The organism is Brucella pituitosa, assembly GCF_003049685.1.
Classification (GTDB): Bacteria; Pseudomonadota; Alphaproteobacteria; order Rhizobiales; family Rhizobiaceae; genus Brucella; species Brucella pituitosa.
This window is the reverse complement of sequence record NZ_PYSY02000002.1, coordinates 585,173-607,132: the sequence shown is the minus strand read 5'-3', so window position 1 is coordinate 607,132 and position 21,960 is coordinate 585,173. Positions and strand designations below refer to the sequence as shown.

Genomic DNA, 21,960 nt, shown 5'->3' with positions numbered 1-21,960 from the left:
AAGAAATATGTTCAAAAAAGCAATTCTTACAACGGTCCTTTTATTGGGGTCGATGACGCAACTTTATGCACATGCGCATCTCGCACAATCCGAGCCAGCCGAAGACGCTGTGCTCAATAAAACGCCTGCGGTTGTTTCCATCGAATATACAGAAGCGCTGGAACTCGGCCTTAGCAAACTTGTTCTGAAAGATGAGAGCGGGGCAACTATCGAGACCAGTAAGCCTGAACATGTTGACGGCAACACAAAGACGCTTTCGGTCACACCGCCAGCCTTGAAGTCGGGGACTTACACGGTCGAGTGGGGCGCTGCGTCGGTCGATACGCATCGCACCGAAGGCTCATTCAAGTTCAAGATTGTAAAGTAAGGTTGCCGGGCGCAATGACCGGAATTGATATTGTCATTGCGCTTGTGCGATGCCTCAATCTTGTTGGCCTTGCGATGTTTGCAGGGGCTATGTTTTTTCGCATATTGCTCGTTCCCAGCACAATAAGCGAAGGCCAACTTGCGGCTTTTGTGAGGTTATGGTGGCTACTTTGTGGCTATTCCGTGGCAATCAGCGCTTTTGGACTGGTCCTGTGGGCGCCACTTCAGTTCTCATTGCTCTCAGGTGCGAATAGTCTTTTCGACGCATTCGCTTTTCTCCCAAGCGGTCTTATTGGAACTGCCTTCGGCATTGCATCGTGCCTGCGCGCCTTGGCAATCGTGCTTGTCGTTGTGCTCCTGCCTTACGCGATAAAATCTCAAGCCATCCGTGTCCTTTTGTTTTTGATCGCTGTTCTGGCGCTTGGTCTTCAGATACGCATGGGACACGCCGCAGCAGCTGATACTATCTGGCTACCGCTGGCCGTATCAGCGCATGTGATTGCAGGCGCGCTATGGTTCGGATCGCTCTTGCCGCTCTATTTTCTCTTACGTGTTTCGCGTGTTGAAGGCCTTCAGGCCGCGCGGCGCTTTTCTCTGTTTGGCATTGTTTTTGTTGCAGTTCTTATTGCAGGCGCCACAATTGCAGGATGGCTTTTGACAGGTGGATTATCGGGGCTGGTTGGTACGACTTACGGCAGGATAATGATCGTTAAGGTCGCGCTTCTGGCTGCCATGCTGGCACTTGCAGCACTTAATCGTTTCTGGCTGAGCCGTGACGGCAGCAGCGGCAAAGGGCTTCGCTATGCGCTGATCTTTGAAGCAACTATTGGCCTCATGGTGTTTCTCGCAGCATCCCTTCTCGCAACACAACCACCCGGTGTGCATGAGGATATTATCTGGCCTTTTGCCTATCGGTTGCGCGACAATATTCTGGGTGATGCGTTTCTTGTCGATGCCGCATGGCGCAGCTTCAAGCCACTTCTGCTGGCACTTCTGATCGGTATCGGCTGTCTGTTTCTGCCGAAATGGCGTTGGCCAGCGATCATTGTCGTGGCAGTTATCGGCTTTGCATTGTTCCAGTTACCGCGCATCGGATTGTTTGTTCAGGATGCCAATGAGGCAAGCTTTCTGCGCTCGCCCACATCCTATACGTCCATTACGATTGCGCGGGGGGCTGCGGCTTTCGGAGGCAATTGTGCCTCCTGTCATGGCAATGACGGGCGCGGTCGCGGTGAACAGGCAACAGGCGATCCGGTATGGCCGCCCGATCTGACCGCTCCCTTGTTTGCGGATCGCAGTGACGGTGAAATCTTCTGGACGATCATGCATGGCAAGGAGTTACAAGATGGTCGGCAATCCATGCCCGGTTTCGGATCGGCCCTGGATGCGAAAACCGCGTGGTCGATTGTAGACTATATCCGCATGATTGCTTCCACCCGGACGATCAGTTTGCCTGCGCCTGATGGTGAAGTTTATCCGGCTGCGAGCCCACGCATCACGGTCTATTGCGATGAGGAGCGGCATGACGTGGGGCGCCAATCTGACAGCTTTTGGTTGCTTAGTCTTCAGAGTCAGCAGCTGAATGTCTTTGCCGTCGACAACGATGGTGGGGCAAAAAAATGCGATGTTCCCGACCAGACTGCGGCTCTTGCTGTGCAGCTTTTGACACCAACGTCCCAAGAGACAAGCTTTCTCGTGGATCAGAATGGCTGGATACGATTTCGATGGTCAGTGCGTGAAGATTTAAGCTTTTCGACCCTCGCAGCTGCGATCCAGAAAGCTCGCGCGAATCCGGTCAGCCTATCGAATAGAGGACATCATTCATGATGATCCGGACAACGTTGCTGCGCGAATATAAATGCAAAGAGGCCTCCTGCAATGGATTGCAAATCTATGTGCCGGGCGAACTAAGTGAATAATTTTCTTAATAAAATTCAGCGGTTGGTGAAAATTAGACCTTGAATTTTGATGCCTGTTGGCAAGAAGGAGTGGATCATGGGTAAAATACGCAATGGCTTTTCGGAGCTTGTCGGCAATACGCCTCTGGTTGCATTCTCACGCCTTCAGAAGAGCAATGACGTTTCTGTGCGACTTCTCGCAAAAATCGAATATCTCAATCCGGCTGGCAGCATTAAAGACCGTACAGCATGGGGGATTATTCGGGACGCCGAGCGTGCCGGTAAGATTAAGCCGGGTGATCTTCTGGTAGACCTGACCAGCGGAAATACCGGCATTGGTATTGCGGCTGTGGCTGCCGCAAAGGGCTATCGGACGAAGTTTTATCTGCGTGATACGATCAGCGAAGACAAGATCAATATCCTGCGCCAGTTCGGGTCCGAAATTGTGCTGATTGATAATGACGAGCTGCTGGAGCCAGGGGCTCTGCAAAAGGTGCTTGATCGTATTCGCAGCGAAAATCCTGACGCCTACTATACCGGTCAACGGTCCAATCCTGCCAATCCAGCAATCCATTTCGAAACGACCGGTCCGGAAATTTGGCGTGATACGGATGGCGCGGTGGATATTCTGGTGAGCACCGTGGGTACGGGGGGCACCATTTCCGGCGCGGGTAAATATCTCAAGGAAAAGAAGCCTTCTCTTCGTGTCATTCTGGTGGAGCCAACGGCAGATTCCGTGCCTTCAATCGATAATCCAAAAGCCGAAACCATTGAAGGCGTTCATAAAGTCACCGAAGTTGATGAGACAATTTTACCAGAGAATTACGACAAGGCTATTGTCGATGAAATCGTTGCCGTGACGACAGAGCAAGCGCGCCGTGCTGCATTATCAGTTGCGCGCGAAGAGGGCTTTCTGGTCGGCACGTCTTCCGGGGCGGCCATTGCTGCGGCCCTTCAAATCGCGAAGCGCCCGGAGAATGCGGGAAAGACCATCGTTGCCGTTCTGCCCGATAGCGGAGAGCGCTATTTGTCACTGTTTCAAGAACCAGTCATAGCGGATTAGCGGATGGTTCGAATATTATTGAGTGAAAAAGAAAATAATGGGCAAGTAATCAATATTATATAATTTATATTGTTTCTTTTGGTCAAATATATAGAATACAATTTTGTTGAGTTATGTAATTATATCAATTTTGAATATTATTATATAAAACATTATTTGTCATATATTTTACAATAATTAGATATAATTGCCTTAATAGGATTATCCCTCTGAAATAGAACGATTTTGTTTATTGTTAGTGGGGATAATTATGATTCTGAAAAACACTGTAATCGGTTCGGCATTTGCTGTTCTCGGGGTTACGAATGCAAATGCCGCCGATGCAATCGTCGCGCCGGAACCAGAAGCTGTAGAATATGTCCGCGTCTGCGATGCGTATGGAGCGGGATATTTCTACATTCCGGGCACTGAAACTTGCCTGCGTATCCATGGTTATGTTCGTTATGACCTGAGGGGAGGTGATAACGTCTACTACCGTGGTGCAGGCATCAGCCGTGCTCCGGACGGAAGTGCCTATAATCTGAGCCCGCGCGGCAAATCTTACGATACCTGGACCAACAACACACGTTTCACATTGCGCACATCGACGGCTTCGGAAACCGAACTCGGCACGCTTTCGACCTTTACCGAAACGCGCTTTAACTTCGGCAATGGCGTGGATGCCGGCACCACCCTCAACCGCGCTTACATTCAGCTGGGCGGCCTTCGCGTTGGTCTGGATGACACGGCATTTTATACCTTCACCGGATATTTCGGTGATGTGCTGAATGACGACGTTATCAGCGCTGGTGGCTATCGCACCAACCAGATCAGCTACACTTTCAAGGGTGGAAACGGCTTTTCGGCCATCATCGCGCTTGAGCAGGGCAATAATGTTGATGTCGACTGGAATGGCGTGATTGATGATTACACACCACATGTGGTCGGTGGTTTGAAATATGCGCAGAGTTGGGGGTCGATTGCCGGTGTCGCCGCCTATGATGCCGTCAACGAAGAGTGGGCCGGGAAGGTTCGTCTCGATGTCAATGTAACTGAACAGTTCTCTCTCTGGCTGCTCGGCGCATATAAGTCGAATGATGATCACTATGTCCACTACGATGCTGGAGGTACTGTCGTCCATGACGGTGGTAGCAGCACCTATCGCGGTGTGCGTGTCATCGACAGTTTCTATGGAACATGGGGCGGCGACTGGGCAGTCTGGGGTGGTGCCAAGTTCAAAGCCACCAGCAAGGCGGTCTTTAACGTTCAGCTGGCCTATGAAGACGCCAAGACCTTCGCAGCCAGTGCAAACGTTGCCTATCAGCTGGTTCCGGGTTTCACCATCACACCACAGGTTTCCTACACCAAATGGGATGACAAGAACTCGATCCTTAAAGGTCAGGATGCCTGGCAGGGTGTGGTCCGCTTCCAGCGTTCGTTCTGATCTGGCAGGGAAATCAGTTTTCACACTGTGAGTAATGAAGTGGCGGCTTTGGTCGCCACTTCCCGTATGGGGCTTTTTTCCATTAATCGCGATCTATCAAATACCGATATTTCTGATTTCTGCGCATGAATAGCTTGAAGTGCCTCGTTTCTGCCGCGCGTTAGAGGCTACAATCGATGTCAGCCCTTAAATCGTAAATGTCATTGATAGGAGATGTGATTATGATGCAAGCGCAGTCAGACTATCAGCATTCTTCATCACCGAGCTATGCCGACAGCGGGAAAGCGCGAGGGACGATTGCGTCACTATTGGCTGCAGTTGAAACCGCCAAGCAGGCGGCAAATGAGAGCTTGCGCCGTGCTCAGTCCGCTCCACTGCCGCATATCGCTGATAATACAATTTTCATTGCTCTGTTTGAGCGTCATTTATCTGATCGTGAAGTTTTGTTTTCAAAAATCCGGCAGCTTGACGATGCAAAGGCGTCTTTGCGGGCTTGAGCATGACGGTATATTCATTTCATAATGATCGGGTTTCATGGTCCGGCGCGAAGTGAGTTTGAACGGGAAGAAGTGCATTGACTGATTTTACATCCAGAATGACGCTGACTGAAGAATTGGTTTCGCTAAGCATTCGGGCGGAAGTAGATCGGGGGCCGGAGCCGAACAAAGTTCCGATGACTGATCTTGATGTGCAAAAACTTTCTGAAAAACTATATCTTGAAAGCGGTGAAGATCCATTGTGGGTGTTCGCTTATGGCTCGCTGATCTGGAAACCTGATTTCAATGCTGTTGACTGGCGTTATGGTGGATTGAGAGGCTGGCACAGGTCGTTTTGCTTGCGGCTGACACGCTGGCGCGGCACACAAAGCCAGCCGGGTTTGATGCTTGCTTTAAGGCGAGGTGGCAGTTGTAATGGGATCGCTTTTCGGCTCTCTGACGAAGACAGATTGGGCCAGATTCAACGTATGATCCGCCGCGAGATCAGTTCGATTAGCGATGCATCGAGCATTCGCTGGGTATTTCTTGAAACACCTGAGGGGCCTGTAAGGGCGCTTACATTCTGGGCGGGCCCCCGCGGAGACCGTGTGTTGAACGGTTTGCCGCTTGAGACAGTGGCCCGAACTCTGGCGCGTGCCTGTGGGCACATTGGTTCCTGCGCAGAATACCTCTATCTTACAGTCAAGCATCTGGAAGAAAAGGGCATCCGCGACCGCAATCTATGGAAGCTTCAGGAGCTCGTTGCGACGGAAATCGCCGAGCTTTACGAGTTGAACAAGCCGGCATCCGCCAAGTCGCATTCGGGCAATCTGTGTGTCTCTCACTGAACCGCTTCGCACTTTTCGGGATGCGCTCCAGATAAAATCCATCAACTGACTGAATGTGACATTTGGTCAGTTGTAAAAGACTATTAATCCGCTCGATTTAGTGCAAATGCACAATCTACCAAATCGGCGGAGGGTTGCATGCTTACGAAAAAGGGGAAATACGGCCTAAAGGCGTTGGCACACCTTGCTTTGCTTTCTCCAGGTGAGAGCGCATTTGTTGCGGAAATTGCCGCCAAGAACAATATTTCAAAGAAATTTCTGGACGCGATCCTGCTGGAGTTGCGCAACGACGGTATTTTGCGTTCAAAGAAAGGGCCAGGTGGCGGTTATAGTTTGGCAAAACCAGCCAGCGAAATAACGATCGGTCAGGCCATCCGCGTTCTGGATGGACCGCTGGCACCTATCCGTTGTGCCAGTCGCACCGCTTATGAACCTTGCGAAGATTGCGAGGATCACAAGGCATGTCAGGTTCGCCGTTCCATGTTGCTTGTCCGCGAGGCAATCGTCGGCGTTTTGGATGCCATGACTCTGGACCAATTTGCGCTAAATGGCGGGCTTGAGGATGATGGCACTGCGCCTGAATGGGCCAAACTCACGGCATAACGACCGATTACTTGCGATACACGATTTTGTAAGTCAGGCTACCATCCGTGACTTCTTCAATCACAATAACAATATCGCGTATTTCAACGGTCTTTTGATCTTGCGGGAAAGATGAAGTCTGTCCTGTCGCAGGGGAGCTCAAATCTGCGATTGAGTAGCCGCGGACCTCAAACTGCATTTCGCCATTTTCGATCCCGAGAAAAGCAATATCGTAGATCGTTCCGCTTTCATCCGGGCTGTATTCATTTGTATCAGGAAGCTGCAATCCCTTGCCGTAATCGCGCGGTGGGATGATCGGATTGCCAGACAGAATGAATTGAGAACGTCCGAACGTGTCTGTTTCGGGTGCAGGCTGCTCTTGTATTTCCGCCTGCACGACCACCGTTTCAGCTCCTGCGGCAGGCCCCGCGTTTCCAATGGCAACGAAGGAGATTGCGAAAGCTGCATTGATGGTTGATGCCATGACAAGTGCGCGCAGTGTTCGATTCATTTCAGATGCTTTCCTAGTTTTGGTCTAATGCCTGCACTATTGGAAAGCATTGATGACGGCTCACAATAGATAATTGGAACTTCCGCATCTTCAGCCAGAACGAAAGCAATCATTCGCTATCGCATTACAAACATTCCCAGATGAGTCAATTGTCTGCTCTGTGGACAATACTGAATTGACCTCTCTCCGATCTTCCGTCTAGTGTTCGCTAATGTAAGGCAATTCGTGCCGATCCGATTCAACCGGGTCGAAACGGCTCCAGGAAAGATGTCTGATGAACTCAGTATGGACCAAGTGGCTTATTAGTATCGTGTTTGGCGTTCTATTGGCACGTTTTGGTTTTGGCCTCCTGGCTCCGTTAGCAATGGCCTTTTTCCCAGCCCAGATGGACACCGTAACCACTGCAACAGCCAATGCAGACGGTCTTAATAGTGCAATTATCATCACTATACTTGTGCAGGTTTTGGTGATGGTTGTGGGCGCTATTTGGTTGTCCCGATTTACAACCCGCAAACTTCAAATTGGTTGGGGCTGCTTTGTGCTGGGAGCTGTTATCCTCCTCGGTTTGCTCGCTACGGTATTTGTATCTGGTTCAGAGATGCAGGAAGGAACGAATCTCGTAGCGTCAGGTCGTAACGATGCAGCTACGGCATTTTTGTTCTGGTTGTTCGTCCTTGTATTGCCAATGGCAATCGGTGGCGGAATATTGACGGTCATCGGTTGGGTGATGATCTCAAAAGGGCGGCGCGAGTTGCAACATAGATAGTCCGGTTCTCCAAATCGTAGATTGAGGGCCAATTTATTGGGTGGTAATCCACCATCTGCTTAGGCGAATGAGCAATTACTGATTGACATCAATCTGTTGAATCGTATTGCAATAAACGAGTTGAATGGCAGATCATAGTTTTGGGCGCCTTGCTATCCGCGATAAGTGCCGCGCCATATTGATGACATTAGCGGAATGGGGACTTTCGAATGCGTCTTTTGGGTGCGGTTTTTTTCGCGAGTTTTATCGCGTCCAATCTTCCTGCCCATGCCGAATTTGAGAGGGAACTCGGCCCGCTTGCCTCAGCTGTATCGTCGCAGATTGTTCAGGGATGGACTGGTTCCGCCAATGACGGTTGGTTCGTTCTCAACAACCAGCAGTCCAGCGGTACTGAGCAGACACTGGTCGTCAATGCCGGACCCGCGCCCGAAGCCGGACGCGCAACGAAGGTAACGATTGCAGTTAACTCTTCCAAGCCAGGCGCTTCGCTAGGGCTGGTTGCATCAAATCCAGCCCATAAAGCGATCTGTCTGATGGAGGTCGTCGCAGATAAGAGCGTTAAGCTGTTCTGCATGGAAAATGGCCAGCAGCGCAATATTGCAACTATACCGAATGTAGCCAGGCTCGACGGTACCGATGTCATCGAGATGATCGATGTTCCCGGCGTGACACGCTTCCTTCTGAACGGAAGAATGATCGGCGACGTTCAGGGTTCACCGGCCCTTGGCGCACAAATCGGCGTAATGGCTTACGATATTGGAATGTTCGGGATCGCTAATTTCAGCATTACGTCTGACGGCGAGAACGTCCCGACGCAACCAATTGTTGGAAGCGGGCAGGGTGGCGGTTCGGCACCACAGACAGCTGATACCGGTTCCCAACCAGCACCGCAAACGACCGGCAATGGTTCTCAACCTGCATCAGGTGCGGGAGGAGTTTCTGGTCCTCTGCCCGACTTTGGCGGGGATGGGGGGCGTATCGCATCAGTTTATTACGGACTGGTGCGCAGCATCTTTGCGCATGAATTTGGACATGCGTTGATTGGGGAATTGCAACTCCCATCGACCGGCCCTGAAGAGGATGCTGTCGATATCTATTCCGCTTTGCAAATTGTCGAACCGACAATGTATCCGTCCGGTGATAAAGAAATCGACGACATGGCAATTGGCAGCGCAAGCTATGCGGCGTTGCAGTGGTATTATAGCGGCAAAATCAACGAGATGAAGGGCAGTTCGCCTTCTCCATGGCAGGATGAGCACACGGCCGATCTTAAGCGCTTTCGCAATATGCTTTGCATTATGTATGGCGGCAACCCGAAAGTTTTCAGCTCGATTGCCGATGGGGTGAAGCTGGATGAGCGCACGCGTTTTCGTTGTTCGGATGAATTCAACAAGCAAAATCGCGCATGGCGCAAAATCCTCGCCCCTCACACGCGTTCCGGCGAATGGCACCCGGAAGGCGAACAACCGGCAAATGCCCCGGGCGCAACGATCAAGACGGTCTTTCAGCCTTCTTCGCGCAGAGTGGGCGATTTCTACGCCACAAAGCTCTCGACTGCTTTGACAGGTTATTTCGATGGCTTGTCCCAGACCTATGTGCTGCCAAGACCCATAACGGTCACGTTCCGTGACTGTGATCAGCTGAACGCATGGTACGACCCGAAAGAGGGTTCGATTACCATGTGTTATGACCTGTTCGAACATCTGGCGGTTATGATTTCTGACGTTGAGACAGGAAGTGCGCAGGGAGATGCTGCAGGACAGCCAACCAATGCATCCGCGCCAGCTTCAGGCGGTGCGGCAGGTGCGGCTCTGGATGAACTGCGTGATGACGGCGTGGCTGCAAGCATGGTGCTGTTCCAGTCGCCATATACCGGGCCAACACCCAGCAAGCATGCCAAAGCAACGATTATCACCACCGTTGAAGTTGTGAAGATCATTGCGAACGGACGTAAAACTCTTTTCGTTGATACCAGCGGTTTGCAGGAAACCATGCAGAACGCCTATTCTCTCGTAGATGCCGGGCGCGATGGCAGCGTTACAGATAGTCTGCAGCAGGCGCTGGATGAGTGGCTCAACGAGAAGGCTGGTGGTGACAGAAGTGTTGGCGTGGTGTTTTTCGGCAAGGGCATGAATGACCGTTCGTCCTATAATGCTGCACTGCGTTCAGCTATGCTCGGCTGGACTACTTTCTGGTATCGCGGTGGACTCGAAGCATGGACGGGAAATGGTTTGCCCGTGAGCAAGTAACTGCTGCGGGTTGATTGTTGATAACCACTGATGCAATGGTTGTAACTATATTGCATCAGTGGAAATGAACGAATGAACGAGCTTAAAGCCCTCAAGACGTTTCTACTGGCCGCTGAGAAGCGTAATTTTGCGCAGGTTTCGCGAGAGCTGGATATGACGCCGGCTTCCGTCACACGGACAATCGCAGCACTTGAAGAAGAGCTGGGCGTCCAGCTTTTCGTGCGCACGACACGGCAAGTCTCGCTGACCACTGATGGGGCTGTGTTTGCAGCCCGTATCGAGCCAGCGGTCACGGCGCTGGAGGTGGCTCGGCTGGAACTGATGAATGTTCATAAGGCCGATCAGGGACGTTTGCGGATCAATGCGCCCATGTCGCTTGGTCAACAGGTTTTACCAAAGATACTCTCTGCATTTCGTGAGCTCTATCCCAGGATTGAAATAGAATTGTCATTGACCGATCAGATGCTGGATATGGTCGAGCAGGATTTTGATCTCGCGATCCGCATTTCAGGCGCACCGTCTGATAAATTTACAATCTGGCGCAAGATTAGTGCGATCAAGCGCATTCTGGTTGCTGCGCCCGGTACGGTTTTCGTCGATGTTAAGCATCCGACCGAGCTGACCGTTGATGGTTGCTTAGGTTATAGTTTTCAAAGTCGCCGCGAAAACTGGATTTTGTCTGATGGAAGTTCGACGGTCAATATTTCCGCCGGACGTATGATAAGCGCGAATAATGGTGAAGTGCTGGCCAATATGGCGGCCGACGGGGCAGGAGTCGCAATACTGCCTGTCTTCATTGTGGCTGAACATCTGCGCACCGGACGGCTCGTGCAGATTTTGCCAGAATGGTCGCCGCCGCAGCTCTGGCTTACTCTTTATTATCCGCCATTCCAGAAACTGCCACCACGTATTGTGGCATTTTCGGATTTCTTTGAGCGGGAAATCAAAGCGATCATTACACGGATGGAATAATAGGCGCTTCCCCACAAACAACAAAAGGCGGAGCCTGAAGAGGCTTCGCCTTTTTGTATTGGACCTGCTTCCGCGGGTCTTAGTTCTGGAAGCTTGATGGGGACGCATCACCGAAACGATGTGCGGAGCCGTCCTGATAGTTGGTTGTCTGGCCGATTGAAGCGGTTGCAGTGTTATCAACCTGCTGGGTTGCAACTGGCGTGCGGTCATTTGCATAAAGATCGGCAGGTTCACCAACATGTGGATTTTCAGCGAGTGCTGCACCGGCGCTAAGGGCAACGGCTACGGCAGCAAGAGCAAACTTCTTCATTTTTCTATTCCTTCTAATCGCCCCTTTGGATGGCATCAGTGCTTCCGGGGACACCGGGGTGACACCAATGCCATCCACCGGGGAGATAACTGGGGTGCCGTTCGGATTATTCCGTCAGGCGGGATTGTTTTGAGCGCATCCCGAAAAGTGTGAAGCGGTTTTCGGATAAGATGCGCGCATTAAAAGTCGGGCTTAGTTCTGGAAGCTCGAAGGCGATGCATCACCGAAACGATGAGCCGAACCATCCTGGAACGACGACTGGCCAATGGAAGCGGTTGCCGTGTTATCAACCTGCTGGGTTGTAACGGGTGTACGGTCGTTTGCATAAAGATCGGCAGGGGTGCCAACATTTGGGTTTTCAGCGAGTGCAGCACCGGCGCTAAGGGCAACGGCTACGGCAGCAAGAGCAAGCTTTTTCATTTTCTATCTCCTTGAATTTGTGAAGCGACGGTGTGTTCGTCGTTTCGATGAGCAAGAGATAGGCCTTTCCATCGCCAGCGCCTAGACAGCATATGGTTCACAGAATGTATCGAAAAGTGTGAACAATAAAGCCTTGAGGCGGGCTGAATGCCCAGTATGACACGATTTATTCAAGTATATGTGAACAGTATGAGGCCGAAAAATGGCTGTTAAGCACACGCGGAACAACTCGGGTTACAGCCACGCGGCAGGAATGCTTGCCGCATCTTTTTTAAGTTTTCCGAACTAAGCTCAAGTTTGAGACTAATGGGCACTGGGGAGCGCAAACATGAATGCGGGTGTGGAACGCGGCGAATTCGTAAGTTTGATTGCGCCAATTCTGGAGCCGATGGCGTCTGCTCTTGAATTTTTTGGTGTGGCAGTGATCCTGATCGGTGTCGCCGTTGCAACGCTTGGTTATCTTAAAGACGTGTTCGTACTTTCGGGCGAGAAAGCCTATACGCGCTATCGCGCCAATCTTGGTCGCGGCATTCTGCTCGGCCTCGAAATCCTGATCGGTGCGGATATCATCGCTACCATTATTTCCCCGCTTACATGGGAAAGTGTTGGCCTGCTGGGCCTGATCGTTCTGATCAGAACCTTCCTCAGCTTTTCACTGGAAGCGGAAATCGATGGTGAGTGGCCATGGAAACGTCGCCTCCGCGACAGGACTATCGCAAGCGGCGATTAAGTTTCGCTCATAAGGTATTTCTATCCGATGGAAGTCAATTCGCGTGAAAGCCTGTTCATGCTTTCCGCACCGCTTTCTGTAATCAGAAATTGTTCTTCAATCATGAGAGCGCCGAGCCCGTTAGCATAGAACGGGGTTTCCAGAGCCAACACCATGTTTGGTTCAATCAGCATTTCGTTGCTGCTTGAGATAAACGGCCATTCTTCAATGCCAACGGCCGCACCCACCGAGTGACCAAAATGGCCGCGATAATATTCGCTGAAACCGCTCTGCCGCATGGTGCCAAGCATCGCAGCATGAACATCGCAGAACCGCGTTCCGGGCTTTAACAATGCTTCGCCCACGGCAAAGCTCTCCTGCAACACCTTGTAGATCTCACTCGCAAGCGGATCAGGCTTGCCGCAGACATAAGTGCGCGCACCATCCGACGAATAGCCGTTGATGAGGGTGCCGACATCGGCTTTCACAAGATCACCTTCTTTGAGCTCGGCCTTCATGTCCTGAAGATCAGGGCCCGTCGAGATATAAGCCCAATGCCCGGAAAGAGCCTGACCATTCCGGCTGGCTTCCTGTGTTGCTCCATCAAGCCAGGCTGCCGAAAGCGCATTCAGGCTGGAACCGCGTCGGGCGGTTTTCAGCACATTTTCCAGCCCGCTTTCCGCATAGTGTGCTGCATTGCGCAGATACTCGATTTCATGAGTATTCTTGATGAGGCGCAAGCGCTTGACGAGAGTTGATGCATCCCGCCAGTCAACTGATGGAAGCGCTTTTTTGAGAGCCGCAAAATCAGCCGCTGGCATGAACTCCAGATCAATACCGATCTTTGCTTTGGAAAGTCCGCGCTCTGCCAGTAGTTCGCCTAGAAGCCTGAAAGCTGCATCCTGATCGAAAGTTTCAGCACGCGGGCCGACATTGTTTGCCTGCCTGTAGGCTGCATTGATATCTTCAATTGTCCTGGCATTTTCGACCATAACCATGTCGATCCAGATGCGGTGTGTGCGGAAATCAATCCTGTCGCCAAGATGCGCTGCCGCAGCATGGGCATGATCGCTGATCACGGCACCGAGTTTTGCCTTTTCATCGACTGGCACCAGCACAATTGCCGAACCCGCCCGACCCCACATCGTCGCGACTCCAGCTGCTACACCGGTTGCATAGCGGAAGTTTTCAGGTTGAAACAGTACAAGTGCATCAAGTCCTTCTGCTCTAAGAAGAGACTGGGTTCTACCGCGATTGATCTGGCTCATTATGTTCTCTCAATGCCACCGGGCCGTGATGGGGCTTCGCGAAGCCTTTGGTTTGTCGTCGTTTATATAAGACTGGGCTGCTTGGTAACTCAATTTTTGAAGTTGGGTGGATATCAGTCTATCGTGAAGGATAAATCATCTACCAATTTTATTTATTATAGAATAATCTTCTAAAGAATCCCCGTATAGCACAGCTCCGCCGCTTATCGAGGCTCAGACGGTCGCTGTATAACCTGTATCAACTGAGGCCCTTTGGCGACCTCGAAGCAGGAGAATAAAATGAGCGGTTTGACCATTCTTAATCGCAAAATGAAGTTGAGCAACTGGGGCCTGACCACGGCGCTGACCGTTGCGCTCGCATTCGGTTCGTTCGCTCAGGCGCACGCACAAGAAAGCGACCCGGACGCCACTATCAATATCGGATCGCTCTATGAGCCGCAGAACCTCGACAACACTGCAGGCGCAGGGCAGGGCATTAACGAGGCCTTCAACGGCAATGTTTATGAAGCATTGTTCCGTCTGGATGACGATGGCAAGGTTGAGCCAGTTCTTTCGAAGGAATACACCGTCAGCGACGATGGCCTGACCTATACGTTCAAGCTTCAGCCGGGCGTCAAATTCCATTCAGGCGCGCCGCTGACCTCGAAGGACGTCAAGTTCTCCATCGAGCGTGTTGCAGCGCCTGAATCCAAAAGCTCGCGCAAAAGCAGCCTCAAGACCATTGTTGGCGTCGAAACACCGGATGATGAAACAGTCGTCGTCAAGCTTTCGTCCCGCTCGATCTCGCTGCCATACAATCTCAGCTATGTCTGGGTCGTGAATGACGAAGCGACTGACTTCCAGTCGAAGGAAGACGGTACTGGACCTTATGCGCTGGAAGACTGGCGCCGCGGTTCATCGCTCGCCATCAAGCGCTTTGACGGTTACTGGGGCACCAAGCCGAAAAATGAAGAAGTTGTCTTTCAGTATTTCACCGATGCGAGCGCGCTCAACAATGCGCTTCTGACTGGTTCGGTTGACATCATCACCTCGGTTCAGAGCCCGGATTCGCTGGCTCAGTTCAAGGATAATCCTGATTTCACCGTCAGTGAAGGGAAGTCCACGACCAAGCTGCTTCTCGCTTATAACGACCGTGTCGCGCCTTTCGACAATGTGAAGGTTCGTAAGGCACTGGCGCGTGCCATCGACGACAAGAAGCTGCTGAATGCCGTTTGGGGCGACTATGGCACGCTGATTGGCTCGTTTGTTCCGCCAACAGATCCGTGGTATGTCGATTTAACCGGTGTGGATGCCTATAATCCTGAAAGCGCCAAGGAGCTCTTGAAGGAAGCAGGCTATCCGGATGGCTTCAGCTTCACCATCGATACACCGAATTACGATCCGCACCCGATTGCCGCGCAGTTCATCCAGAGCGAACTGGCAAAGATCGGCGTGAAGGTGAACATCAACATCATCACGGCCAATGAATGGTACACAAAGGTCTATAAGGCGCATGATTTCCAGGCGACTTTGCAGGAGCATGTGAACCACCGTGATATCGTGTTTTATGGTAATCCGGATTTCTATTGGGGCTATAACAACCCGAAGGTTGTTGATCTGATCAAGGAAGCCGAAGCCAGCTCCACGACCGATGAACAGACGGCCAAGCTGACCGAAGCCAACAAGATCATTGCAGAAGATGCAGCCAGCAACTGGTTTTATCTCTATCCGCAGATCGTGGTCTCAAAAAAGTCGGTTACCGGCTATCCGGTTAATGGCCTGAACTCGCAGTTCTTTGCCTATGATATTGTGAAATCAGCAGACTAATCGGTTGTCTATAATTAAGAACTGATGCTCGACAGAGAGCGCCGCCTGAATTATTTTCCGGCGGCGTTATAGCATTTTTGAGTGGCTAAAAACTGCTCCTCATGCCCGAGAGGTATTCGCCATTCTTGCCTATATTCTGCGCCGTTCGGCCATTCTGATCCTGTCGGTATTTATTGCAGCTATCGTTCTGTTTTTGCTGCTGCGCCTTTTGCCGGGCGATCCGGCAAATGCGCTCGTATCAGTTGGTGCGGATGCAGCGCAGATTGAAGCTGCACGCAAGCAGGTCGGGTCCGATCTCCCGCTTTATCAGCAATTCACACAGTTCATCGGCTCACTTGTGCGCTTTGATCTCGGCAATTCCTTTGTCAGCGGTGCGCCTGTTCTGACCGAAATCGGCAAACGCCTGATCGTGACGCTGCCGCTGACACTGATGGCTTTTGTGCTCGCAATCATCATCGCCGTGCCGCTCGGCATCCTGTCTGTTGTGCGTCAGAAAACCTGGTATGGCTCGATCATTTCAGTGATCTCACAGTTGGGCATCGCAGTGCCTGTTTTCTGGATCGGCATTCTTCTGGTGTGGGTGTTCGCGGTGAAACTGCGCATGTTTCCATCGGGCGGCTTTCCATCGCGTGGATGGCAATCCGCGCCTGCTGCATTTCAATCGCTGACATTGCCGGTCATCACCATTGCCATCGTCATGTCGGCATCGCTTATCCGCTATGTTCGTTCGGCAACGCAGGACGTTCTGGGCAGCGATTATCTGCGCACGGCGCGCGCGCTGGGCTCTACGTTCTCGCAAGCGCTGATCCGCCATGGCATCCGCAATGGCGCGGTGCCGGTGATCTCCATCCTTGGCATCGAACTCGCCTCTACGCTTCTCGGCGCTGTGGTGGTGGAACGCGTTTTCTCGCTCCCTGGCCTCGGCTCCATGCTGCTTTTGGGTATTGAGCAGCGTGATTATCCTAACGTGCAAGGCGTCTTGTTTGTCTCGACGCTTCTGGTTCTTCTGGTGGGCTTCGCTGCCGATCTGGTGCAACGTTTGATCGATCCGCGATTGCGCAGCAGGTCTGCGGGAGGCCGCGCATGAGCAGCATCACCACAACTTCGCAACGTTTCCGATTACCTTGGCCGCTCGTAGTGGGTGGTATCCTTGTCGGTATGCATGTCGTTGTAGCCCTGCTTACCCTGTTCTGGACGCCTTACGGCGCCGGCGATATGGTTGGCGGACGGCTGGCAGCGCCATCATGGGAGCACTGGGCAGGCACGGATCGCCTCGGTCGCGATCTCATGACGCAGATCATGGTCGGCTCACGCATTGCGCTTTTTGTGGGGTTTGGAGCCGTCACCATCAGCGCTGTGATTGGCGTAACCATTGGCATTCTGGCCGCTTTTGCGACGCAGACACTCGACGATATGCTGGCTGCAACGCTCGATATTCTGATTGCTTTCCCGACATTGCTGCTCGCTATGCTGATCGTCGCTTCAAGCGATGGCGCAAGCCTTTCGACCGCTATTCTCGCAATCGGCATTGCGGCATCAGCCATCGTCGCGCGACTGACGCGCATTCTCGCCAAACGCGTTTTGGCGATGGATTATGTTACAGCGTCGCGCATTTCCGGCACGTCATGGCTCGGCGTCATCCGCATTCATGTGCTACCGAACATCTGGCCGACACTGATTGTCAATTTCGCGCTGCAGTTCGGATTGGCCGTGATTGCTGAAGCTTCATTGTCTTATCTTGGGCTTGGCGCGCCACCACCAAATGCATCCTGGGGACGGTTGCTGCAGGAAGCGCAGGCTTCGGTTTATACAGCTCCCTTCGGTGCAATCGCACCAGGTCTGGCACTGGTTTCGCTCGTCATCGGGCTTAATCTTTTTGCAGATGGCTTGCGCGATGTGGCCGATCCAACGCGGAGGAGGCAACGATGAGCCCATTGCTGAACGTTGAAAATCTTGCGATCGAAACAGCAGGCCGCGTTCTCGTTTCAGGCGTGTCTTTTTCGGTTGCGCAGGGCGAACGCGTCGGCTTGATCGGTGAATCCGGCTCAGGCAAATCACTGACAGCATTGGCGGTGATGGGACTGCTTGCCGACGGAATGAAAGCAACCGGCTCGATCACGCTCGATGGCCATGAGATTATCGGTGCGCGTGATCGTGCGCTTGTTCCGCTGCGCGGGCGAAGTGTCGCTACCGTCTTTCAGGAACCGATGACCGCGCTTGATCCGCTGATGCGCATTGGCAAACAGGTCGCAGAAGTGGTGCAGCGCCGCGCATCGCGCGATGGCCGCAAGCTTGGCAAAGCGGAACTCAAACGCGAGGTTATCGGGCTTCTGGAACGCGTTTCCCTGCCGGAACCGACCCGCATTGCGCGCTCATGGCCGCATGAAATTTCAGGGGGCCAGCGGCAGCGCGCAGCCATTGCCATGGCGCTTGCCTGTCGTCCGAAGCTGCTGATCGCCGACGAGCCGACAACAGCGCTCGATGTGACGACGCAGGCGGAAATCCTCAAGCTGCTTGAGCAACTCGTTCACGATGAAGGCATGGGGCTTTTGTTCATCAGCCATGATCTGCCGGTTGTCGCAAGCATTGCCGAACGGGCACTCGTGCTCAGACATGGCAACTTGATAGAGCAGGGGCCAGTGACCGCACTTTTTGCAAAGCCGGTAGAAGACTATACCAAGGGACTGGTTGCTGCCGCGCGTGCCTTCGACGCTGCATTGGAGGTGGCGCGATGAGCCTCATTGATTTATCCAACGTATCCTTTGCCTATAGTGGCGGCAAAACCGTGCTGCATGGCATTGACCTCACGCTTGAGAGCGGCAGCAATCTTGGCATTGTGGGTGAATCGGGCTCCGGCAAGACAACTATGCTCAAACTGCTGCTGGGATTGCAGGTTGCAACAGCGGGCGATGTGAATTTTCGCGGCCAGAAGCTCAACATCAAAGACCGCAGTTTTATGCGCGGCTTTCGTCGCTCGGTACAGGCGGTTTTTCAGGACCCTTACTCCTCGCTTGATCCGCGCCAGCGCGTGTTCAACATCATTGCTGAACCGCTGCGCTCGCTGAAAATCGAGACGAACATTGCGCAGGCTGTCGCGCAGGCACTGGCTGCCGTTGATCTGCCAGAAGATGCAGCCATACGTTATCCGCACGAGTTTTCCGGCGGTCAGCGTCAGCGTATCGCAATTGCGCGGGCGATCGTCGCCAATCCCGATCTCATCATTGCCGATGAAGTGGTAAGCGCACTCGACCTCACGACCCGTGCTCGCATTATCGAACTGATGCAAACTTTGTCAAAGCGCACGACTTTCGTGGTTGTTTCACACGATATTGCACTTGTGGCTTTGCTTTGTGAAAGACTGATCGTGCTTGAAAAGGGCAGGATCGTTGAACAGGGCAATACGCGCGACATTCTTGCCAATCCGCAACATGCCTATACGCGAAAACTGCTGGCAAGTTTGCCGCGAATGCCAAGAGAATCGTGACTTAGTTGTGGCTCGGAGGAGGGGATTTCGAGCCTGATCACGGTTTTGTGCATATGAGAAAATATGAAATTAAATTGCAAGTTTTAGCGATATTCTGAACAATTTATCTCATTGAATTCATTATTCTATTAGAAAATTTTTCGATGTGTAGCGACGCCCCGCACGTAGCCTTGAGCATCACTGGCAATAAACAAACTGGATTTGCGAAATTTGAATTGTGGCAAATGTTTGTATAACGAGGCGCTTTGTTTCATACTGCCATTTTATATGGAGCCCCCCCGAAACAAATTTAACCGTCTTACCCACCTAATCGGCAGGAAACGACAAATGACCGACCTTCCCGGCTATCCGAGCCGGCGCAGCTTTTTGAAAGCATCCGCAGCAAGCGTGATGCTTTCAGGATTGGCTGTGTCAGCTCAGGCGCAACAGTCGACGCCCCCTGTTGCCCTTGAACAATACGAACGTCAATATTTTAACGATCTTGAATGGACTTTCATCCTTGCTGCAACAGCAAGGCTGATCCCGTCTGATGGTGATGGCCCTGGTGCTATCGAAACCCGTGTACCTGTATTCATCGATCTTCAGCTTGCTGGCGACTATGGTCGCGCAGACGACTGGTACATGGTTGGCCCGCATGATGCCTCGGCAGATCCGACGCGCGGCTGGCAGACCCCGCTTAACCCTGCACAGATCTATCGACAGGCTATTCCAGCATTCAACGGCTGGTGCGAGCAGAAATATGGCGCTGCATTCTCGGCACTGACTGCCGAGCAGCAGGACGCAGCACTAACTTCCCTTCAGAAGGGTGAAGTTGGCTTGCAACCTGAATTGCGCGATTTCTTCGGTATCCTGTTGCAGAATACCAAGGAAGGTTATTTTGCTGATCCGATGTATGGCGGCAATCACGGCATGCAGTCGTGGACCTATATCGGCTTCCCCGGCGCACGCGGCAGCTATAAGGAATGGGTTGAGCGTTACAATGTTCGCTACCCACTAGGCCCGGTTTCCATCAAGGGCGAGAGGGCTTAAAAATGGCACGTCAGGAAAAGAAAAAAGACGTGGTCATTGTTGGCCTCGGCTGGACGGGTGCGATTCTAGCTATGGAATTGGCGCAGGAAGGTCTTGAAATCGTCGCTCTTGAGCGCGGTCACGACCAAAACACCGTTCCGGACTTCAAATATCCGAACATGATCGATGAGCTGAAATACGGCGTGCGTCTCAAGATGATGCAGCGCGCCAGCCAGCAGACCGTCACCATACGTCGCAGTGACAGCGAAATTGCACTGCCTTACCGCAGCTTCGGTTCATTCCTTCCGGGCAATGGTGTCGGCGGTGCTGGTACGCACTGGAACGGCCTCAACTGGCGTCCACAGGCAGAAGAACTGCGGCTGCGTTCGCATGTTCTTGAAAATTGGGGTGAGCAGATCATCCCGGAAGACATGCTTCTTGGCGACTACCCTGTGACCTATGACGAAATGGAACCGTTCTTCGACCGCTTCGAACGTGTTGCAGGCATTTCCGGCAAAGCTGGCAACCTCAACGGCAAGACCGTTGAGGGCGGCAATCCTTTTGAAGGCTGGCGCGCCAACGAATATCCTATGCCGCCAATGCATACGACATGGGATGGCCGGAAATTTGCCGATGCGGCAAAGGCCATGGGTTATCACCCGTTCCCGTCACCGGGCGGCATTGCCTCGACGTCCTATGTCAATGAATATGGCATGCAGATGGGGCCGTGCAACCATTGCGGTTTCTGCGAGCGTTTCGGTTGTTACCAATATTCGAAGTCGTCGCCACAGACGACCATTCTCGATGCGCTCAAGCGCATGCCGAATTTCTCATACCGTACGGAATCTGAAGTTCTGCGTATCGAAATGGCACCGGACGGCAAGACTGCCACCGGCGTTACCTATTTTGACGACAAGACGCAGGAAGAAGTCTTCCAGCCAGCCGACATCGTCATCATGGCTTCGTTCCAGCTCAACAACGTACATTTGGCACTGCTTTCAGGCATCGGCAAGCCTTACGACCCGGCAACGGGCGAGGGTGTGACGGGCCGTAATTATGCCTATCAGCTGACCGGCGGTGTGACGCTCTTCTTCAAAAACGAAGAGTTCAACCCGTTCATCGGTACGGGTGCTAACGGCATGTGCATCGATGACTTCGGTGTAAACCAGATCGACTTTGGTCGTGAAGGCTTTATTGGTGGTGCTTATTGGCGCTCGGGCCAGACCAACGGCCAACCGATCCGCAGCATGACGCTTCCTTCGGGCACGCCGGGTTGGGGTGCAGGCTGGAAGAGCGCAATCGCCGAGTGGTACGGTCACTCCATGAATATCGGAACGCATGGTTCTGTCATGGCGTACAAGACCAATCATCTTGACCTTGATCCGACCTATAAAGATCCGCACGGCCGTCCTTTGATGCGTATGACCTTCAACTGGAATCCGAACGATATCCGGATGACCCAGTTCATGAAGGGCAAGGCGGAAGAACTGGCCAAGACCATGAACCCCGACCTCATTCAGTCATCCTTCAAGAAGGAAGGTTCTCAGTTCGACGTTCGTCCTTACCAGACGACGCATACGACGGGTGGTCACACTATGTCGGCCAATCCGCGAGAGGGTGTGGTCAACCGCTTCTCGCAGGCATGGGACAAGCACAACGTCTTCATGCTGGGCGCGGGCAACTTCGTGCAGAACACGCAGTATAATCCGACCGGTCTTCTCGGTGGTCTGGCTTACTGGACTGCGCATGCGATCCGTACGCAGTATCTTTCCAATCCACGTCCGCTGGTTTGAGGAGAATA

At 52.5% G+C, this 21,960-nt stretch carries 22 protein-coding genes; 18 read left to right on the top strand and 4 right to left on the bottom strand.

Features of this window, described 5'->3' with window-relative positions; genetic code table 11:
• Nucleotides 1-7: 7 nt before the first annotated feature.
• The 7 genes from C9380_RS15095 to C9380_RS15065 all read left to right on the top strand — a co-directional run bounded on the left by C9380_RS15095 (nt 8) and on the right by C9380_RS15065 (nt 6,677).
• Entirely contained in the window at nt 8-367 is a 360-nt protein-coding gene (locus C9380_RS15095) for a copper resistance CopC family protein (RefSeq protein ID WP_128093910.1), read from the top strand.
• A gap of 14 nt (nt 368-381) precedes the next feature.
• Entirely contained in the window at nt 382-2,193 is a 1,812-nt protein-coding gene (locus C9380_RS15090; protein ID WP_128093909.1) for a CopD family protein, read from the top strand.
• Nucleotides 2,194-2,361: 168 nt separating this feature from the next.
• Nucleotides 2,362-3,327: a PLP-dependent cysteine synthase family protein gene (locus C9380_RS15085; RefSeq protein ID WP_128093908.1), complete on the top strand. Its 966-nt coding sequence runs from the start codon at nt 2,362-2,364 to the stop codon at nt 3,325-3,327.
• Between the two features lie 250 nt (nt 3,328-3,577).
• Nucleotides 3,578-4,750, top strand: coding sequence for a porin (locus C9380_RS15080; protein WP_024900078.1), 1,173 nt, complete (start codon nt 3,578-3,580; stop codon nt 4,748-4,750).
• A gap of 221 nt (nt 4,751-4,971) precedes the next feature.
• Nucleotides 4,972-5,247, top strand: coding sequence for a hypothetical protein (locus C9380_RS15075; RefSeq protein WP_024900079.1), 276 nt, complete (start codon nt 4,972-4,974; stop codon nt 5,245-5,247).
• Between the two features lie 98 nt (nt 5,248-5,345).
• Nucleotides 5,346-6,074 carry a gamma-glutamylcyclotransferase gene (locus C9380_RS15070; protein ID WP_164844688.1) on the top strand — a complete coding sequence of 243 codons (729 nt, stop codon included), beginning with the start codon at nt 5,346-5,348 and terminating at the stop codon, nt 6,072-6,074.
• Between the two features lie 138 nt (nt 6,075-6,212).
• On the top strand, nt 6,213-6,677 hold the full coding sequence (locus C9380_RS15065; RefSeq protein ID WP_128093906.1) for an RrF2 family transcriptional regulator: 465 nt from the start codon (nt 6,213-6,215) through the stop codon (nt 6,675-6,677).
• Nucleotides 6,678-6,684: 7 nt separating this feature from the next.
• On the opposite strand, the gene C9380_RS15060 is transcribed toward C9380_RS15065, so the two are convergent.
• Nucleotides 6,685-7,167, bottom strand: coding sequence for a hypothetical protein (locus C9380_RS15060; protein WP_128093905.1), 483 nt, complete (start codon nt 7,165-7,167; stop codon nt 6,685-6,687).
• Nucleotides 7,168-7,441: 274 nt separating this feature from the next.
• On the opposite strand from C9380_RS15060, the gene C9380_RS15055 reads away from it, so the two are divergent.
• The 3 genes from C9380_RS15055 to C9380_RS15045 all read left to right on the top strand — a co-directional run bounded on the left by C9380_RS15055 (nt 7,442) and on the right by C9380_RS15045 (nt 11,154).
• Nucleotides 7,442-7,933 carry a hypothetical protein gene (locus C9380_RS15055; RefSeq protein ID WP_128093904.1) on the top strand — a complete coding sequence of 164 codons (492 nt, stop codon included), beginning with the start codon at nt 7,442-7,444 and terminating at the stop codon, nt 7,931-7,933.
• A gap of 209 nt (nt 7,934-8,142) precedes the next feature.
• Nucleotides 8,143-10,182: a DUF4344 domain-containing metallopeptidase gene (locus tag C9380_RS15050; RefSeq protein WP_128093903.1), complete on the top strand. Its 2,040-nt coding sequence runs from the start codon at nt 8,143-8,145 to the stop codon at nt 10,180-10,182.
• Between the two features lie 72 nt (nt 10,183-10,254).
• Nucleotides 10,255-11,154, top strand: a complete 900-nt coding sequence (locus C9380_RS15045) for a LysR family transcriptional regulator (protein WP_128093902.1) — start codon at nt 10,255-10,257, stop codon at nt 11,152-11,154.
• Nucleotides 11,155-11,233: 79 nt separating this feature from the next.
• Here C9380_RS15045 and C9380_RS15040 read toward each other — a convergent pair whose 3' ends face one another.
• Both C9380_RS15040 and C9380_RS15035 read right to left on the bottom strand, forming a co-directional pair.
• Nucleotides 11,234-11,464: a hypothetical protein gene (locus C9380_RS15040; protein WP_128093901.1), complete on the bottom strand. Its 231-nt coding sequence runs from the start codon at nt 11,462-11,464 to the stop codon at nt 11,234-11,236.
• Between the two features lie 192 nt (nt 11,465-11,656).
• Nucleotides 11,657-11,884 (bottom strand): hypothetical protein, encoded by a 228-nt coding sequence (locus C9380_RS15035; RefSeq protein ID WP_128093900.1) that lies wholly within the window; start codon nt 11,882-11,884, stop codon nt 11,657-11,659.
• Nucleotides 11,885-12,212: 328 nt separating this feature from the next.
• Here C9380_RS15035 and C9380_RS15030 point away from each other — a divergent pair, with 328 nt between their 5' ends.
• The gene (locus C9380_RS15030; RefSeq protein WP_024900087.1) at nt 12,213-12,614 is read left to right on the top strand and encodes a DUF1622 domain-containing protein; all 402 of its coding nucleotides are present in this window, start codon (nt 12,213-12,215) and stop codon (nt 12,612-12,614) included.
• 20 nt (nt 12,615-12,634) lie between these two features.
• Here C9380_RS15030 and C9380_RS15025 read toward each other — a convergent pair whose 3' ends face one another.
• Nucleotides 12,635-13,861 carry a M24 family metallopeptidase gene (locus C9380_RS15025; protein ID WP_128093899.1) on the bottom strand — a complete coding sequence of 409 codons (1,227 nt, stop codon included), beginning with the start codon at nt 13,859-13,861 and terminating at the stop codon, nt 12,635-12,637.
• Between the two features lie 279 nt (nt 13,862-14,140).
• Between C9380_RS15025 and C9380_RS15020 the strand changes: the two genes are divergently transcribed.
• From C9380_RS15020 to C9380_RS14990, 7 genes are all read left to right on the top strand, one after another.
• Nucleotides 14,141-15,667, top strand: a complete 1,527-nt coding sequence (locus C9380_RS15020; RefSeq protein WP_100557048.1) for an ABC transporter substrate-binding protein — start codon at nt 14,141-14,143, stop codon at nt 15,665-15,667.
• A gap of 136 nt (nt 15,668-15,803) precedes the next feature.
• Nucleotides 15,804-16,754, top strand: a complete 951-nt coding sequence (locus C9380_RS15015; RefSeq protein WP_282183931.1) for an ABC transporter permease — start codon at nt 15,804-15,806, stop codon at nt 16,752-16,754.
• Entirely contained in the window at nt 16,751-17,596 is an 846-nt protein-coding gene (locus C9380_RS15010) for an ABC transporter permease (protein WP_128093898.1), read from the top strand. Before C9380_RS15015 ends, C9380_RS15010 begins: the two co-directional genes overlap by 4 nt.
• On the top strand, nt 17,593-18,402 hold the full coding sequence (locus tag C9380_RS15005; RefSeq protein WP_105706331.1) for an ATP-binding cassette domain-containing protein: 810 nt from the start codon (nt 17,593-17,595) through the stop codon (nt 18,400-18,402). Before C9380_RS15010 ends, C9380_RS15005 begins: the two co-directional genes overlap by 4 nt.
• Nucleotides 18,399-19,151 carry an ABC transporter ATP-binding protein gene (locus C9380_RS15000; protein ID WP_128093897.1) on the top strand — a complete coding sequence of 251 codons (753 nt, stop codon included), beginning with the start codon at nt 18,399-18,401 and terminating at the stop codon, nt 19,149-19,151. The genes C9380_RS15005 and C9380_RS15000 overlap by 4 nt, the downstream gene beginning before the upstream one ends.
• Nucleotides 19,152-19,478: 327 nt before the next feature.
• The gene (locus C9380_RS14995) at nt 19,479-20,180 is read left to right on the top strand and encodes a gluconate 2-dehydrogenase subunit 3 family protein (RefSeq protein ID WP_095444456.1); all 702 of its coding nucleotides are present in this window, start codon (nt 19,479-19,481) and stop codon (nt 20,178-20,180) included.
• A 2-nt stretch (nt 20,181-20,182) separates the two neighbouring features.
• The gene (locus tag C9380_RS14990; protein ID WP_111787348.1) at nt 20,183-21,952 is read left to right on the top strand and encodes a GMC family oxidoreductase; all 1,770 of its coding nucleotides are present in this window, start codon (nt 20,183-20,185) and stop codon (nt 21,950-21,952) included.
• The last annotated feature ends 8 nt before the right edge of the window (nt 21,953-21,960 follow it).

Bases quoted from the DNA above. Each gene is read 5' to 3' on its own strand.
- C9380_RS15005 (WP_105706331.1), top strand. From the start codon at position 17,593: ATGAGCCCATTGCTGAACGTTGAAAATCTTGCGATCGAAACAGCAGGC.
- C9380_RS15070 (WP_164844688.1), top strand. From the start codon at position 5,346: ATGACGCTGACTGAAGAATTGGTTTCGCTAAGCATTCGGGCGGAAGTA.
- C9380_RS15040 (WP_128093901.1), bottom strand. From the start codon at position 11,464: ATGAAGAAGTTTGCTCTTGCTGCCGTAGCCGTTGCCCTTAGCGCCGGT.
- C9380_RS15050 (WP_128093903.1), top strand. From the start codon at position 8,143: ATGCGTCTTTTGGGTGCGGTTTTTTTCGCGAGTTTTATCGCGTCCAAT.
- C9380_RS15000 (WP_128093897.1), top strand. From the start codon at position 18,399: ATGAGCCTCATTGATTTATCCAACGTATCCTTTGCCTATAGTGGCGGC.
- C9380_RS15060 (WP_128093905.1), bottom strand. From the start codon at position 7,167: ATGAATCGAACACTGCGCGCACTTGTCATGGCATCAACCATCAATGCA.
- C9380_RS15080 (WP_024900078.1), top strand. From the start codon at position 3,578: ATGATTCTGAAAAACACTGTAATCGGTTCGGCATTTGCTGTTCTCGGG.
- C9380_RS15010 (WP_128093898.1), top strand. From the start codon at position 16,751: ATGAGCAGCATCACCACAACTTCGCAACGTTTCCGATTACCTTGGCCG.
- C9380_RS15055 (WP_128093904.1), top strand. From the start codon at position 7,442: ATGAACTCAGTATGGACCAAGTGGCTTATTAGTATCGTGTTTGGCGTT.
- C9380_RS14995 (WP_095444456.1), top strand. From the start codon at position 19,479: ATGACCGACCTTCCCGGCTATCCGAGCCGGCGCAGCTTTTTGAAAGCA.
- C9380_RS15085 (WP_128093908.1), top strand. From the start codon at position 2,362: ATGGGTAAAATACGCAATGGCTTTTCGGAGCTTGTCGGCAATACGCCT.
- C9380_RS15025 (WP_128093899.1), bottom strand. From the start codon at position 13,861: ATGAGCCAGATCAATCGCGGTAGAACCCAGTCTCTTCTTAGAGCAGAA.
- C9380_RS15090 (WP_128093909.1), top strand. From the start codon at position 382: ATGACCGGAATTGATATTGTCATTGCGCTTGTGCGATGCCTCAATCTT.
- C9380_RS15020 (WP_100557048.1), top strand. From the start codon at position 14,141: ATGAGCGGTTTGACCATTCTTAATCGCAAAATGAAGTTGAGCAACTGG.
- C9380_RS14990 (WP_111787348.1), top strand. From the start codon at position 20,183: ATGGCACGTCAGGAAAAGAAAAAAGACGTGGTCATTGTTGGCCTCGGC.
- C9380_RS15065 (WP_128093906.1), top strand. From the start codon at position 6,213: ATGCTTACGAAAAAGGGGAAATACGGCCTAAAGGCGTTGGCACACCTT.
- C9380_RS15095 (WP_128093910.1), top strand. From the start codon at position 8: ATGTTCAAAAAAGCAATTCTTACAACGGTCCTTTTATTGGGGTCGATG.
- C9380_RS15035 (WP_128093900.1), bottom strand. From the start codon at position 11,884: ATGAAAAAGCTTGCTCTTGCTGCCGTAGCCGTTGCCCTTAGCGCCGGT.
- C9380_RS15045 (WP_128093902.1), top strand. From the start codon at position 10,255: ATGAACGAGCTTAAAGCCCTCAAGACGTTTCTACTGGCCGCTGAGAAG.
- C9380_RS15030 (WP_024900087.1), top strand. From the start codon at position 12,213: ATGAATGCGGGTGTGGAACGCGGCGAATTCGTAAGTTTGATTGCGCCA.
- C9380_RS15075 (WP_024900079.1), top strand. From the start codon at position 4,972: ATGATGCAAGCGCAGTCAGACTATCAGCATTCTTCATCACCGAGCTAT.